This window comes from Sphingomonas sp. Leaf28, from assembly GCF_001421685.1.
Classification (GTDB): Bacteria; Pseudomonadota; Alphaproteobacteria; order Sphingomonadales; family Sphingomonadaceae; genus Sphingomonas; species Sphingomonas aurantiaca.
This window is the reverse complement of record NZ_LMKX01000008.1, coordinates 437,980-450,213: the sequence shown is the minus strand read 5'-3', so window position 1 is coordinate 450,213 and position 12,234 is coordinate 437,980. Positions and strand designations below refer to the sequence as shown.

Sequence of the window (12,234 nt, the reverse complement as noted above, 5' to 3'; positions counted from 1 at the left end):
GTCAGCCGCGCGGCATCTGCAACGATGCGAAACAGGTGAAACCGCCCTGACCGCGCTGCAACCGGCGGATATAATTGACGTACGCCCGGCTGCGCTGCGAATCGGTGCCCGGCAACGTGCTGCCATTGGCCATCGCCCGCTTCACCTCCTCGCCCTTGAACGCGCGGGGCGATGGCGGGAAGGCGCCCTTCGTCCTTGCGGGCACGGTCTTGCCGTCCGGATCGATATAGCTGCCCGCGCGGCTCGGATCGGGAACCGGGATCTCGCAGTTCAACACCGACCCGACGGTCTGCGCGAGCGCAGGGCGGATCGACACGACCGCGCCTGCCGTCACCGCGCCAAGCGCCAGCACCCGGCGCCGCGTCGGCGTGCCGGCCGAGTCACCCGTGGCTGGGCCAGCGGCCGAGCCAGTATCTGGGCCAGCTACGGGAATCGGGTCCTGATCGGATCGCGTATCGTCGCTCATGCTACCCCTGCTAGACCACAGCCCTTTCACAATCCTGAAGCGCTGACAATATGGCCCCGCCGATCGTGCCGAAGCAGGACGGTCGTGGCGAGCGGTGGCGGTGCGCAGCGACACGACGGGGAATACCGGATTGCATCCGATCGCTGTAAGGCGGCCGGGTGGACGCCATTTCCGTCCCAGGAGACCGAGATGCTTTCCGGATTTGGCCTGCGCACCTTCTGGGCGATCGTCGTCGTCATCGTCGCCGCGATCGCAGTGTTCGCGATCACGCGCGACATCCAGGGCGCGATCGTCGCGGTCGTCGGCGGGATCGCCGCAGCGCTGGTCGCGGCCGGCACCGGCGACGAGACCGCGGCGCCCGACGAGTCCACCACGATGACGCCCTCGGTGCTCGACGATGTGCTCGATGCGATCGTCGCGCCGGTGATGCTGGTGCAGGACGGCCGCGTGGTGCTCGCCAATCGCGCCGCCCGGACGTTGCTCGGCACGCACATCCTCGGCGAGGACGCGCGCGTCGCGATCCGCCATCCCGCTGCCGCCGAGCGGCTGGGGACGCCGGGACCGATCGACGGCGAGCGACCGATCGAACTCGTCGGCTTGGGCACGCGCGACCAGCGCTGGGAGATGCTGCTCAGCGAGACGTCGGAGGGGCAGCGCATCGTCTATCTCGTCGACCAGACCGGCAACTATGCCGCCGAGCGGATGCGGATCGATTTCGTCGCCAATGCCAGCCATGAGCTGCGCACGCCGCTCGCGTCGATCCTCGGCTTCATCGAAACGCTACGCGACGAGGCGGGCGAGGATGCCGAGGTCCGCGCGCGGTTCCTGAAAGTCATGGACGACGAGGCGCGGCGGATGCAGCGGCTTGTCGAGGACCTGATCTCGCTGAGCCGGATCGAGGCGGAGAAATTCCGCCTACCCGACCAGGCGGTCGATCTTGCGCAGCTCGTCGAGGAAACGCGCGAGGAGCTCGCCGATGCGGCAGGCGATCGAGGCCAGGATCTGGTCGCGACGATCGCCCCGAACCTGGCCCCGGTGTCGGGCGACCGCGTCCAGCTGTCGCAGATGCTCCACAACCTCATCGGCAACGCGATGAAATATGGCCGTGCGGGCACGCCGGTGACGATCGCGTTGAAGCGCGACGATGCGGGCATGATCCGCCTGTCGATTCGCGACGAGGGCGACGGGATCGCCGCGGTGCACATTCCGCGGCTGACCGAACGCTTCTATCGCGCCGATGCCGGGCGCAGCCGGTCGCTGGGCGGCACCGGGTTGGGGCTCGCGATCGTCAAGCATATCGTCGAGCGCCATCGCGGACGGCTCGATATCGTCAGCCAGGTCGGCGTCGGCACCACCGTTTCGGTCATCCTGCCGCCCAGCAGCGCGACGCCCAAGGGCGGTGTCATAAAAGGGTAACCCAACTGTCACACAGGAGCGTCTTTAGTACCGCTAAGGCCGGTGCATGACGGGGATTCTGGTGCAGCGGTTTGTTCTTCTCGGCCTGATGGGGGCCCTTGCCGCGTGCGTCGATCAGGCAAATGGCGGCGGTGCGGGCTCGCGCGACCAGATCACCGCGGTCGGATCGTCGACCGTCTATCCGTTCACGACGATGATCGCCGAACAGCTCGTCGCCAACGATCCCGACGCCAAGGCGCCGGTGATCGAATCGACCGGCACCGGCGCTGGGATGAAGCTGTTCTGCGCCGGGATCGGCGCCGCGCATCCCGATATCGAGGACGCCTCGCGCCGGATGAAGGCGAGCGAGTATAAGAGCTGCGCCGCCAACGGCGTGCACGACGTCATGGAAATCCAGGTCGGGATCGACGGCATCGCGTTCGCGGAGGCGAAGAACGGCCCCAAGATGCAGCTGACGCCAACCGATCTCTACAAGGCGCTCGCCGCCAGTCCCGGCGGCAAGACCAATACCGCGCGCGTCTGGCGCGACGTCAATCCGGCGCTGCCCGCGGTGCCGATCCAGGTCTACGGGCCACCCGCTACGAGCGGCACGCGCGACGCGCTCGCCGAGCTGATCCTGACCAAGGGCTGCGAGGCGAGCGATCCGACCGCCAAGCCGCTCGCGACGTCCGATCCCGACGCGCACAAGGCGCTGTGCACGCGCGTCCGCGAGGACGGGGTGTATGTCGATGCGGGCGAGAACGACAATCTGATCGTCCAGAAACTCCAGTCCAATCCCAATGCGATCGGTGTGTTCGGCTACAGCTATCTCGAAGAGAATAAGGACGACGTGAACGGCGTGTCGATCTCGGGTGTCGCCCCGACCTATGCGACGATCGCGGACAATGCGTATCCCGGGTCCCGGCCGCTGTATATCTACGTGAAGAAGGCGCACCTGACCGCGATCCCAGGCCTGCGCAACCTGCTGAAGCTTTACGCGGCAAACTGGGGCATGACCGGACCGCTGGTAAAGCGCGGCCTGATCGCCGCCCCCACCGCCATCCAGGCGCGCTCGGCCGCGATCATCGCGAACGAGACGGTGCTCGATCCGGCGGTGCTGAAGTGATGCGTTCCCCCGCCCCTCTCGTCTTTCTAGTTCCCCCGCGAAAGCGGGGGCCCAGGAGCCACGCAAGCAACCCAGCCTTAGCTGGGCCCCCGCGTCCGCGGGGGAACGGAAGCTGGATGGCGATCTCATATCTCAAAGCCACCACCCCGGCGAAGGCCGGGGTCCAGTTGGGCACCGTTACCTTGGCTAAGGCTGCGCACCGTTACCCCGACCTTCCCACCTGGGCCCCGGCCTCCGCCGGGGTGGCGGCTGGCCGCGTGGCGGGCGGCGGAGTGGCGGCTGGCGGGGTAGCAGCGGTCGCGGCGGACGCGGTCACGCATATCCAGATCAAGCATCAGAGCGGGCGGGACCTGTAATGTCAGCCATCGCCCTCCTCTTTCTCGTCCTCGGTCTCGGCCTGATCGGCTGGCTCACCGCGCGCGTCCGCGCCACGCGCTTCCGCGCCGGCAGCACCGCGCGGTTCAGTTCGCTGCCCTCGCACCACGGCTGGTACGTCGCGCTGTGGACGGTGATCCCGCCGCTCGTCTTCCTCGTGATCTGGTCGATGACCGCGCCCGCGCTCGTCACGGACGCCGTGCTCGCCACGCCCGCCGCGATGCAGCTCCCCGCGCCGGGCTTCGATCGCGCGTCGATCCTGTCGGAGGCGCGCAGTCTCGCCGAAGGCCGCAGCTTCGGCGCGTTCCACGGGCTCGCGCAGACGCTGGCCCCCGCTTACGCCGCCGCGCAGTCGCGCTACGACTGGATTGCGAGCGCGCTCGCGTTGCTGCTCGCGTTCGCCGGCGGCGCGTTCGCGTTCACCCGCGTCAGACCCGGCTTCGGCGCCCGCACGCAGATCGAGCGCGTCGCCATGCTGCTGCTGCTTGGCGCCTCGCTGATCGCGATCCTGACCACGGTCGGCATCGTCGCCTCGCTGCTGTACGAATCGGCGCGGTTCTTCTCGGTCGTGCCGATCACCGATTTCCTGTTCGGCACGCACTGGAGCCCGCAGGTGATTGATGCGCGCGATCCCGGCGCGTCGCTCGGCGCGGTGCCGCTGTTCTGGGGAACGTTCTTCATCGGCGCGGTGATCGCCATGATCGTCGCGATCCCGTTCGGCCTGATGAGCGCGATCTACCTCACCCAATATGCCGCCCCGACGACGCGCAAATGGATGAAGCCGATCCTCGAGATCCTCGCGGGTGTGCCGACCGTCGTCTACGGCTATTTCGCCGCGCTCACCGTCGCCCCCGCGGTGCGCGACGTCGCGGTGTCGATCGGGATCAGCTGGGCCTCGTCCGAGAGCGCGCTGGCCGCCGGGCTCGTAATGGGGATCATGATCATCCCGTTCGTTTCGTCGATGGCGGACGATTCGATCGCCGCGGTCCCCTCGTCGATGCGCGATGGCAGCCTGGCGATGGGCGCGACTCAATCCGAGACGATCCGCCGCGTGCTGCTGCCCGCCGCGCTGCCCGGCGTCGTCGGCGGCGTGCTGCTCGCCGTATCGCGCGCGATCGGCGAGACGATGATCGTCGTCATGGCCGCGAGCGGAGTCGCCACGCTCACGCTCAACCCGTTCGCCAGCACCACCACCGTCACCAAGCAGATCGTCGACCTGCTGACCGGCGAGGCCGAGTTCGACAGCCCCAAGACGCTCGCCGCGTTCGCGCTGGGCCTGACATTGTTCGTGGTCACGCTCCTTCTCAACATCGTCGCGCTGCGCGTCGTCAAACGGTACCGCGAAGCCTATGAGTGACACGCTCGTGCCCCAGATCCCCGTGTCCAATGCGGAACCCGTGCGCCGCGTGCCGACCGACTGGACGACGCAGGCGATGCAGTCGCGGATCCGCCGCCGCTATGCGTCGGAGCGCCGCTTCCGCTTCGCCGGGCTCGCCGCCGTATGGCTGTCCGCGGCGTTCCTCGCCTATCTGCTGTTCTCGATGGTGAGCCAAGGCGCGAGCGGCTTCGTCGAGACGCGCGTGTCGCTGCCCGTCGATCTCGCCGCCGCCAAGCTGCCGGTCGAGCCCGCCCGCCTCGCCGGCCGCGGTGCCGATCTCGCGCTCGCGGGCGCAGGTCTCGAAGGCACCGTCGACCTCGCCGCCACCAAGGCGTTCGGCAAGGACGGCACCGACCTTCTCTCCGACGGCGCCTGGGCGGTGGTCCGCGACGCGATCAAGGCCGATCCGTCGCTGCTCCAGCGCAAGACGGTGTTCGACGTCCCCGTCTCCAGCCCGATCGACGTCGCCGCCAAGGGCAACGGCACGCGCGATGCAGAGGCCGTCGTCGCGCGGTTGAAGGCGAAGGGCGTTCTGACGCGCGGCTTCAACGCCGGCTTCCTGACCGCGGCGGACTCGACCGACGCCACGCGCGTGGGGATCTGGGGCGCGTTCAAGGGATCGCTGCTGACGATGGTCGTCACGCTGCTGCTCGCCTTCCCGATCGGCGTGCTGTCCGCGCTGTATCTTGAGGAATATGCGCCCAAGAACCGCTGGACCGACCTGATCGAGGTGTCGATCAACAACCTCGCCGCGGTCCCCTCGATCATCTTCGGGCTGCTGGGCCTCGCGGTATTCCTGGGCACGTTCGGCATGCCGCGCTCGGCGCCGATCGTCGGCGGCCTGACGCTGGCGCTGATGACGATGCCGGTGATCGTCATCGCCGGCCGCAACGCGATCAAAAGCGTGCCGCCGTCGATCCGCGACGCCGCGCTCGGCATCGGCGCGTCGCCCGTCCAGGTCGTGTTCCACCACGTCCTGCCGCTCGCCTTGCCCGGTATCCTCACGGGGACGATCATCGGCATGGCGCGCGCGCTGGGCGAGACCGCGCCGTTGCTGATGATCGGCATGCGCGCGTTCATTGCGGCGCCGCCGTCGGGCCTGAATGATCCCGCGACCGTGCTGCCCGTCCAGATCTTCCTGTGGTCCGATCAGGTCAGCCGCGGCTTCGTCGAAAAGACGTCCGCCGCGATCATCGTCCTGCTCGTCTTCCTGCTCGCGATGAACGGCGTCGCGATCTACCTCCGTAACCGATTCGAGACCCGCTGGTGATGCCAAAACCCATGAAAGCCCCCGTCCTGAAGATGACGGCGCGCAACGTCTCCGTCGCGTACGGCAGCAAGATCGCGATCAACGACGTGTCGATCGACGTCGACCAGGACGAGGTCGTCGCGTTCATCGGCCCGTCGGGCTGCGGCAAATCGACCTTCCTGCGCACGCTGAACCGCATGAACGACACCGTCGCCAGCGCGCGCGTGACCGGCGAGATCAAGCTCGACGGCCAGGATATCTATTCGCCCGACATGGACGTGGTGCAGCTCCGCGCGCGCGTCGGCATGGTGTTCCAGAAGCCGAACCCCTTCCCCAAGTCGATCTACGAGAACGTCGCCTATGGCCCGCGCATCCACGGGCTGGCGGGCGCGAAGGCGGATCTCGACCGGATCGTCGAGAAGTCGCTGCGCCGCGCCGGGCTGTGGGACGAGGTCAAGGACCGCCTGAGCGACAGCGGCACCGCGCTGTCGGGCGGGCAGCAGCAGCGACTGTGCATCGCCCGCGCGATCGCGGTCGACCCCGAGGTCATCCTGATGGACGAGCCGTGCTCGGCGCTCGATCCGATCGCGACCGCCAAGATCGAGGAGCTGATCCACGAGCTGCGCGGCCGCTATGCGATGGTGATCGTCACGCACAACATGCAGCAGGCCGCGCGCGTCAGCCAGAAGACCGCGTTCTTCCACCTCGGCACGCTGGTCGAATACGGCAACACCTCCGACATCTTCACCAATCCCCGCGAAGAGCGGACCAAGGATTACATCACCGGCCGGTACGGCTGAGTGGAGGACCACGCATGAACACGCATACGGTCAAGGCCTTCGACAACGATATCGGCGAGCTGCGCGGGTTGATCTCGCAGATGGGCGGGCTCGCCGAGGACGCGATCGACAAGGCGATGCAGGCGCTGCAACGCAACGACATCGCGCTCGCCGAGCAGGTGCGCGCCGCCGACAAGCAGATCGACATGATCGAGTCCGAGGTCGAGCGGCTCGCGGTGCGGATCATCGCGCTGCGCGCGCCGATGGCGGTCGACCTGCGCGAAGTCGTCGCCGCGCTGAAGATCGCGGGCGTCGTCGAGCGGATCGGCGATTACGCCAAGAACATCGCCAAGCGCGTGCCGATGATCGATGGCGAGCACCGGATCGAGCCGATCTCGATCCTGCCCGCGATGGGCCGGATGGCGAGCGAGATGGTCCACGACGTACTCGACGCGTTCGCCAAGCGCGATTCGGCGGAAGCGGTGCGCGTCGTCGAAAGCGACGCCGCGCTCGACGATTTCTACGACAGCATCTTCCGGACGCTCGTCACCTACATGGTCGAGAATCCGAAGACGATCAGCCAGGTCGCGCATCTGCTGTTCGTCGCGAAGAATCTCGAACGGATCGGCGATCACGCCACCAACGTCGCCGAGATGGTCTATTTTGCCGCCACCGGCACCCAGATGACCGACCGCGACCGCGGCGGTCTGCAGGAGTAATCGACATGGCCCGTGCAAAGATGCTGCTCGTCGAGGACGACGCCGCGCTCGCTGAACTGCTGGTCTGGCATTTCAAGCGCGAGGATTTCGAGATCGCGCACACCCCCGACGGCGAGGAAGCGTTGCTGCTCGCCAAGGAAAAGGTGCCCGACATCGTCCTGCTCGACTGGATGGTCGAGGGGCTGTCGGGGATCGAGGTGTGCCGCCGCCTGCGCCGCGCGCCCGAGACGCAAAACGTGCCGATCATCATGCTCACCGCGCGGGGCGAGGAAGAGGATCGCGTCCGCGGGCTCGAGACCGGCGCCGACGATTACGTGACCAAGCCCTTCTCGCCGCGCGAACTCGTCGCCCGCGTCGGCGCGGTCCTGCGCCGCGTCCGCCCCGCGCTCGCTGGCGAAGCGCTCAGCTATGCCGACATCGAGATGGACACGGTCGGCCACAAGGTCCGCCGCTCGGGCGAAGTCGTCTCGCTCGGACCGACCGAATTCCGGCTGCTCAAGCATTTCCTCGAACATCCCGGCTGGGTGTTCTCGCGCGAGCGGCTGCTCGACGCGGTGTGGGGCCATGACAGCGACATCGAGAGCCGCACCGTCGACGTCCATATCCGTCGGCTGCGCAAGGCGATCAACGTCGGCGAGCGTCCCGACATCATCCGCACCGTCCGTTCGGCCGGCTATTCGCTCGATACGGGGGGCTGACGACTCTGTCCCGATACGGGTCTGGCGGCGGGGCGAATGGAATCGGATGCGAAACGAAGGACCCAAGCGCGACTTAGTGCGTTGAGATGGCGCGCTACCAAAATGGTGCACCCATTTAGGAGATTCCTATGAAGTCCATCCTTCTCGCCGCCGCCGCTCTTCTCGCGTCGCCCGTGATCGCCCAGACGACGCCGCCGGCAGACCCCGCCGCGCAGACTGCGCCGGCCGATCCCGCGATGCAGACGGCACCGGCGGACCAGGCCGCCCCCGCGGATCCCGCAGCACCCGCCGATCCGGCAATGGCCGCACCGGCCGATCCGGCAGCAGCCCCCGCCGCACCGATGGCCGGCGCACCGATGGCAGGCGCAGGTCGCGTCACCTTCGGTCAGCCGACTGTGACGCCGCCGACCCCGGCACCCGCCGAGTATCCGGTGTGCTCGAAGACGGTCAAGGACGGCTGCCGTAACCGCGGCGGCAAGTAACTGACAGCCAGGCGGGCGGCGGACGATCCGCCGCTTGCACGGCCAGCTTTACGTTCTAGGAAAGGCGCTCCAACGATAAGAGAGGAGCGCCTTTTCCATGTCCGGAAACTTTGGGTCCATTCGCTTTGACGGCAAGGTGGCGATCGTCACCGGCGCTGGCGGCGGTCTCGGTCGCGAATATGCGCTCGAGCTCGCCCGTCGTGGCGCAAAGGTGGTCGTCAACGATCTCGGCGGCTCGCGCGACGGCACCGGCCATTCCGACGCCGCGCTGAAGGTCGTCGAGGAAATCGAGGCTGCGGGCGGCACCGCGATGTCGAACGGCGGCAGCGTCACCGACTATGACCAGATGGTCGAGATGGTCGCAAAGGCCTCAGAAGCCTGGGGCGGCGTCCATATCCTCATCAACAATGCCGGCGTCCTGCGCGACAAGAGCTTTGCCAAGATGGAGCCCGCCGACTTCAAGTTCGTCGTCGACGTCCATCTCAACGGCTCGGCCAACGCTACCAAGGCGGTGTGGGACATGATGCGCGCGCAGAATTACGGCCGCATCCTGATGACCGCATCGTCGACCGGTCTCTATGGCAATTTCGGCCAGGCGAATTACGGCGCCGCCAAGCTCGGCCTTGCGGGGCTGACCAAGACGCTCGCGATCGAGGGCGCGAAGAACAACATCCGGGTCAACACGATCGCCCCGACCGCGGGCACGCGGATGACGCAGGACATCTTCCCCGAGGAGGCGTTCAAGGCCTTCTCCCCCGACAAGGTCGCACCCGCGGCGGTGTTCCTCGTCTCGGAGGACGCGCCCACCAACATGATCGTCGGCGCAGGCGCCGGCGTGTTCCAGGCGGCCTATGTGACGCTGACGCAGGGCGCGCTGCTGACCGGCGACGACCTGTCGGCGGAAGGCGTCGCGGCACATTGGGACTCGATCATCGACCGCACAGGTGAGATCGTCCCGCAATCGGGGTCGGAACAGTCGATGACCATCCTGACCAAGCTCCAGGGCCGGTAACCAGACGCGGCTATCTACACCGTCATTCCGGCCACGACGCGCCGGTCGGGATGGCGGATAGGCGGGCCGCGATGCCGCTATTTCGCGTAGGGGTCGTTCAACTCGGCGAGCCATCCCGCTGCCGGTGGCGTGACGACATCGCCGGCGCTGCGGCGCAGCCGCGCCTGCGCGACATCGATCGGTTTGTGGAACCGCAATCCGGCAAGCCCGCCGCGCACCCAGACCACGTCCGCGGCGACCGGTGCGATCTGCCCGATCGCCACGACCACGGCGCTGCCGACTTCGAGCGCCTCGGCCTGCACGATGCAAAGCCCCGTCTCGGAGATATTCGTGACCCGGTGGCTTTCGGCGCCGGTGCGGTTCAGGCGAAATATGTCCGCCCTCAACATGACACTCGTTCGCGTCGCGCGCGATAAGGGAACGGCCCGGTCCATCAGTCACTCGATCGTTACGCTCGAGGTGCTAATCGCAAGCTCGGCCGTGCAGCGCAATACTATTCCGCGGGGCGTCAAGGTTGCGGTCGATCGGCTCCGTCTAGGGACTGGAGCGACGGCGTTCTTGCTCGTCCGTACGTCGCTCCACCCATTGCCTGACGCGGGCCTAGTGACCCCATTCGGCAGGCGCTCCGGTCATTTCGGGCCGTCGCCCCGCAGCGGCGCGACCGCGTCCTTGCCGAAACGCATGATCATCTCGCCGATCTCGCGCGCCTGGGTCATGCTGCGCTGGCTCTGCTCACGCAGGTAATCGCCCTGGATCTTCATGACCTGCGTCAGGTCCTTTGCGCTGGCCGCCTCGCGCATCGCCGCGAACGCCTCGCGCGCATTCTGCTCGGCCTGGTCGATCATCGTCTTGCCGATCGTCGCGCCGCCCTCGGCGATCTTGCCGCCGGTTTCCTTCATCGCTTCGCCCGCGCGCTTGGCCGGATCGACGACCTTCTCGGTAAAGGCATCGCGCGCCTGCTCGGCGCCCTGCCGCATCCTGTCGGTCGCATCCTTGGCGGCGCTCGCGGCGCGGTCCGTCGCCGCCTTGCTCTGCTCCGCACCCTTGTCGATCGCGCTCTTGATATCCTCTGCCATGCTATCGCTCCTCTGCGGTGAAGGATGTTGATGCCAGTTCAACCGGCGCGGTACCATTTGGTTGCGCGGGTGCGGCGCTGCCCGGGGCCCCGGTCCTTACAACTTCCCCGCGGGTCGCTTGCATGCCCCCGATTTTGACCCAATAGGGAGCGCGGGTTTCGAGGGACTTTGACTATGCGCATCACAATGATCGGTTCGGGCTATGTCGGTCTGGTGTCCGGCGCGTGCTTCTCCGACTTCGGACATGACGTCTGCTGCGTCGACATGGACCAGGCCAAGATCGACGCGCTCCACGCGGGCCGCATGCCGATCTTCGAGCCCGGCCTCGACCTGCTCGTCGCCTCGAACGTCGCGGCGGGCCGCCTCACCTTCACCACCGATCTCGCCAGCGCAGTCGCGGGCGCGGATGCGATCTTCATCGCGGTCGGCACCCCCTCGCGGCGCGGCGACGGTCATGCCGATCTGCGCTATGTCTTTGCCGCGACCGAGGAAATCGCCGCGGCGATCACGGGCCCGACCGTGGTCGTGACCAAGTCGACCGTCCCCGTCGGCACCGGCGACCGGGTCGAGGCGATCCTGCGCGAAAAGCGGCCAGACATCGACGTCGCGGTCGTCTCCAACCCCGAATTCCTGCGCGAGGGCGCCGCGATCGGCGATTTCAAGCGGCCCGACCGGATCGTCATCGGCACCGACGACGAACGCGCGCGGCAGGTGATGCGCGATGTCTATCGGCCGCTGTACCTCGGCGAATCGCCGATCCTGTTCACCAGCCGTCGCACGTCCGAGCTGATCAAATATGCAGCGAACGCGTTCCTCGCGACCAAGATCACCTTCATCAACGAGATTGCGGACCTGTGCGAGGCGGTCGGCGCCGACGTGCGCGACGTGTCGCGCGGGATCGGCCTGGACAACCGCATCGGCAAGAAGTTCCTCCATGCCGGGCCCGGCTATGGCGGCTCGTGCTTCCCCAAGGACACGCTCGCGCTGCTGAAGACCGCCGAGGACTACCAGACCCCGGTCCACATCGTCGAAGCGGTGGTGAAGGTGAACGACAGCCGCAAGCGCGCGATGGGCCGCAAGGTCCTGCACGCGCTCGGCGACAATCCGCGCGGCAAGACCGTCGCGCTGCTCGGCCTGACCTTCAAGCCCAACACCGACGACATGCGCGACGCGCCGAGCCTCGCGATCGCGACCGCGCTCGCCGATGCGGGCGTCACGGTGCGGACGCATGACCCGGAGGGCATGGGCCCGGCCAAGGCGATGATGCCCGATCTGGTCTATTGCACCGACGCCTATGACGCGGCCGAAGGCGCCGACGCAGTCGTGATCGTGACCGAATGGGATGCCTACCGCGCGCTCGATCTGCCGCGGCTCAAGGGGCTGATGGCCGGCCCGATCATGGTCGATCTGCGCAACGTCTATCAGCGCGCCGACGTCGAGCAGGCCGGGTTCACCTACACCGCCGTCGGCCGCTAAGGC

General features: G+C 67.5%; 14 protein-coding genes. 11 read left to right on the top strand and 3 right to left on the bottom strand.

Translation table 11 applies throughout. From position 1 onward, the window contains the following. Position 1 precedes the first annotated feature (1 nt). A complete protein-coding gene (locus tag ASE79_RS12530) occupies positions 2–466 on the bottom strand; it encodes a hypothetical protein (RefSeq protein WP_056416877.1) in 465 nt (154 codons plus the stop codon). A gap of 189 nt (positions 467–655) precedes the next feature. On the opposite strand from ASE79_RS12530, the gene ASE79_RS12525 reads away from it, so the two are divergent. The 10 genes from ASE79_RS12525 to ASE79_RS12480 all read left to right on the top strand — a co-directional run bounded on the left by ASE79_RS12525 (position 656) and on the right by ASE79_RS12480 (position 9,679). Beyond that, entirely contained in the window at positions 656–1,882 is a 1,227-nt protein-coding gene (locus ASE79_RS12525) for an ATP-binding protein (RefSeq protein WP_056416874.1), read from the top strand. Between the two features lie 46 nt (positions 1,883–1,928). Continuing rightward, positions 1,929–2,987: a substrate-binding domain-containing protein gene (locus ASE79_RS12520; protein ID WP_056416872.1), complete on the top strand. Its 1,059-nt coding sequence runs from the start codon at positions 1,929–1,931 to the stop codon at positions 2,985–2,987. A gap of 116 nt (positions 2,988–3,103) precedes the next feature. Then, positions 3,104–3,343, top strand: a complete 240-nt coding sequence (locus tag ASE79_RS12515; protein ID WP_056416869.1) for a hypothetical protein — start codon at positions 3,104–3,106, stop codon at positions 3,341–3,343. Next, the gene (gene pstC / locus ASE79_RS12510; protein WP_056416866.1) at positions 3,343–4,719 is read left to right on the top strand and encodes a phosphate ABC transporter permease subunit PstC; all 1,377 of its coding nucleotides are present in this window, start codon (positions 3,343–3,345) and stop codon (positions 4,717–4,719) included. Before ASE79_RS12515 ends, pstC begins: the two co-directional genes overlap by 1 nt. Further along, positions 4,712–6,010, top strand: coding sequence for a phosphate ABC transporter permease PstA (gene pstA / locus ASE79_RS12505; protein WP_056416864.1), 1,299 nt, complete (start codon positions 4,712–4,714; stop codon positions 6,008–6,010). The genes pstC and pstA overlap by 8 nt, the downstream gene beginning before the upstream one ends. 11 nt (positions 6,011–6,021) lie before the next feature. Further along, on the top strand, positions 6,022–6,789 hold the full coding sequence (gene pstB / locus ASE79_RS12500) for a phosphate ABC transporter ATP-binding protein PstB (RefSeq protein ID WP_234422594.1): 768 nt from the start codon (positions 6,022–6,024) through the stop codon (positions 6,787–6,789). Between the two features lie 14 nt (positions 6,790–6,803). Next, entirely contained in the window at positions 6,804–7,487 is a 684-nt protein-coding gene (gene phoU, locus ASE79_RS12495; RefSeq protein WP_056416861.1) for a phosphate signaling complex protein PhoU, read from the top strand. A gap of 5 nt (positions 7,488–7,492) precedes the next feature. Further along, on the top strand, positions 7,493–8,185 hold the full coding sequence (gene phoB / locus ASE79_RS12490) for a phosphate regulon transcriptional regulator PhoB (RefSeq protein ID WP_055873047.1): 693 nt from the start codon (positions 7,493–7,495) through the stop codon (positions 8,183–8,185). Positions 8,186–8,313: 128 nt separating this feature from the next. Then, positions 8,314–8,667, top strand: a complete 354-nt coding sequence (locus ASE79_RS12485; protein WP_056416858.1) for a hypothetical protein — start codon at positions 8,314–8,316, stop codon at positions 8,665–8,667. Between the two features lie 97 nt (positions 8,668–8,764). Continuing rightward, positions 8,765–9,679 carry an SDR family NAD(P)-dependent oxidoreductase gene (locus ASE79_RS12480; protein ID WP_056416855.1) on the top strand — a complete coding sequence of 305 codons (915 nt, stop codon included), beginning with the start codon at positions 8,765–8,767 and terminating at the stop codon, positions 9,677–9,679. Between the two features lie 77 nt (positions 9,680–9,756). Here the strand turns inward: ASE79_RS12480 and ASE79_RS12475 are convergent, their stop codons facing one another. Together ASE79_RS12475 and ASE79_RS12470 are read right to left on the bottom strand one after the other, a co-directional pair. Then, positions 9,757–10,068: a PilZ domain-containing protein gene (locus tag ASE79_RS12475; RefSeq protein WP_056416852.1), complete on the bottom strand. Its 312-nt coding sequence runs from the start codon at positions 10,066–10,068 to the stop codon at positions 9,757–9,759. Between the two features lie 240 nt (positions 10,069–10,308). After that, positions 10,309–10,755, bottom strand: coding sequence for a phasin family protein (locus ASE79_RS12470; RefSeq protein ID WP_235516908.1), 447 nt, complete (start codon positions 10,753–10,755; stop codon positions 10,309–10,311). Between the two features lie 174 nt (positions 10,756–10,929). Between ASE79_RS12470 and ASE79_RS12465 the strand changes: the two genes are divergently transcribed. After that, positions 10,930–12,231: a UDP-glucose dehydrogenase family protein gene (locus tag ASE79_RS12465; RefSeq protein ID WP_056416849.1), complete on the top strand. Its 1,302-nt coding sequence runs from the start codon at positions 10,930–10,932 to the stop codon at positions 12,229–12,231. Positions 12,232–12,234 lie beyond the last annotated feature (3 nt).

Excerpts from the sequence above, each read along its gene's own strand:
- ASE79_RS12530 (WP_056416877.1), bottom strand. The coding sequence starts at position 466 with ATGAGCGACGATACGCGATCCGATCAGGACCCGATTCCCGTAGCTGGC.
- ASE79_RS12525 (WP_056416874.1), top strand. The coding sequence starts at position 656 with ATGCTTTCCGGATTTGGCCTGCGCACCTTCTGGGCGATCGTCGTCGTC.
- ASE79_RS12520 (WP_056416872.1), top strand. The coding sequence starts at position 1,929 with ATGACGGGGATTCTGGTGCAGCGGTTTGTTCTTCTCGGCCTGATGGGG.
- ASE79_RS12515 (WP_056416869.1), top strand. The coding sequence starts at position 3,104 with ATGGCGATCTCATATCTCAAAGCCACCACCCCGGCGAAGGCCGGGGTC.
- pstC (WP_056416866.1), top strand. The coding sequence starts at position 3,343 with ATGTCAGCCATCGCCCTCCTCTTTCTCGTCCTCGGTCTCGGCCTGATC.
- pstA (WP_056416864.1), top strand. The coding sequence starts at position 4,712 with ATGAGTGACACGCTCGTGCCCCAGATCCCCGTGTCCAATGCGGAACCC.
- pstB (WP_234422594.1), top strand. The coding sequence starts at position 6,022 with ATGAAAGCCCCCGTCCTGAAGATGACGGCGCGCAACGTCTCCGTCGCG.
- phoU (WP_056416861.1), top strand. The coding sequence starts at position 6,804 with ATGAACACGCATACGGTCAAGGCCTTCGACAACGATATCGGCGAGCTG.
- phoB (WP_055873047.1), top strand. The coding sequence starts at position 7,493 with ATGGCCCGTGCAAAGATGCTGCTCGTCGAGGACGACGCCGCGCTCGCT.
- ASE79_RS12485 (WP_056416858.1), top strand. The coding sequence starts at position 8,314 with ATGAAGTCCATCCTTCTCGCCGCCGCCGCTCTTCTCGCGTCGCCCGTG.
- ASE79_RS12480 (WP_056416855.1), top strand. The coding sequence starts at position 8,765 with ATGTCCGGAAACTTTGGGTCCATTCGCTTTGACGGCAAGGTGGCGATC.
- ASE79_RS12475 (WP_056416852.1), bottom strand. The coding sequence starts at position 10,068 with ATGTTGAGGGCGGACATATTTCGCCTGAACCGCACCGGCGCCGAAAGC.
- ASE79_RS12470 (WP_235516908.1), bottom strand. The coding sequence starts at position 10,755 with ATGGCAGAGGATATCAAGAGCGCGATCGACAAGGGTGCGGAGCAGAGC.
- ASE79_RS12465 (WP_056416849.1), top strand. The coding sequence starts at position 10,930 with ATGCGCATCACAATGATCGGTTCGGGCTATGTCGGTCTGGTGTCCGGC.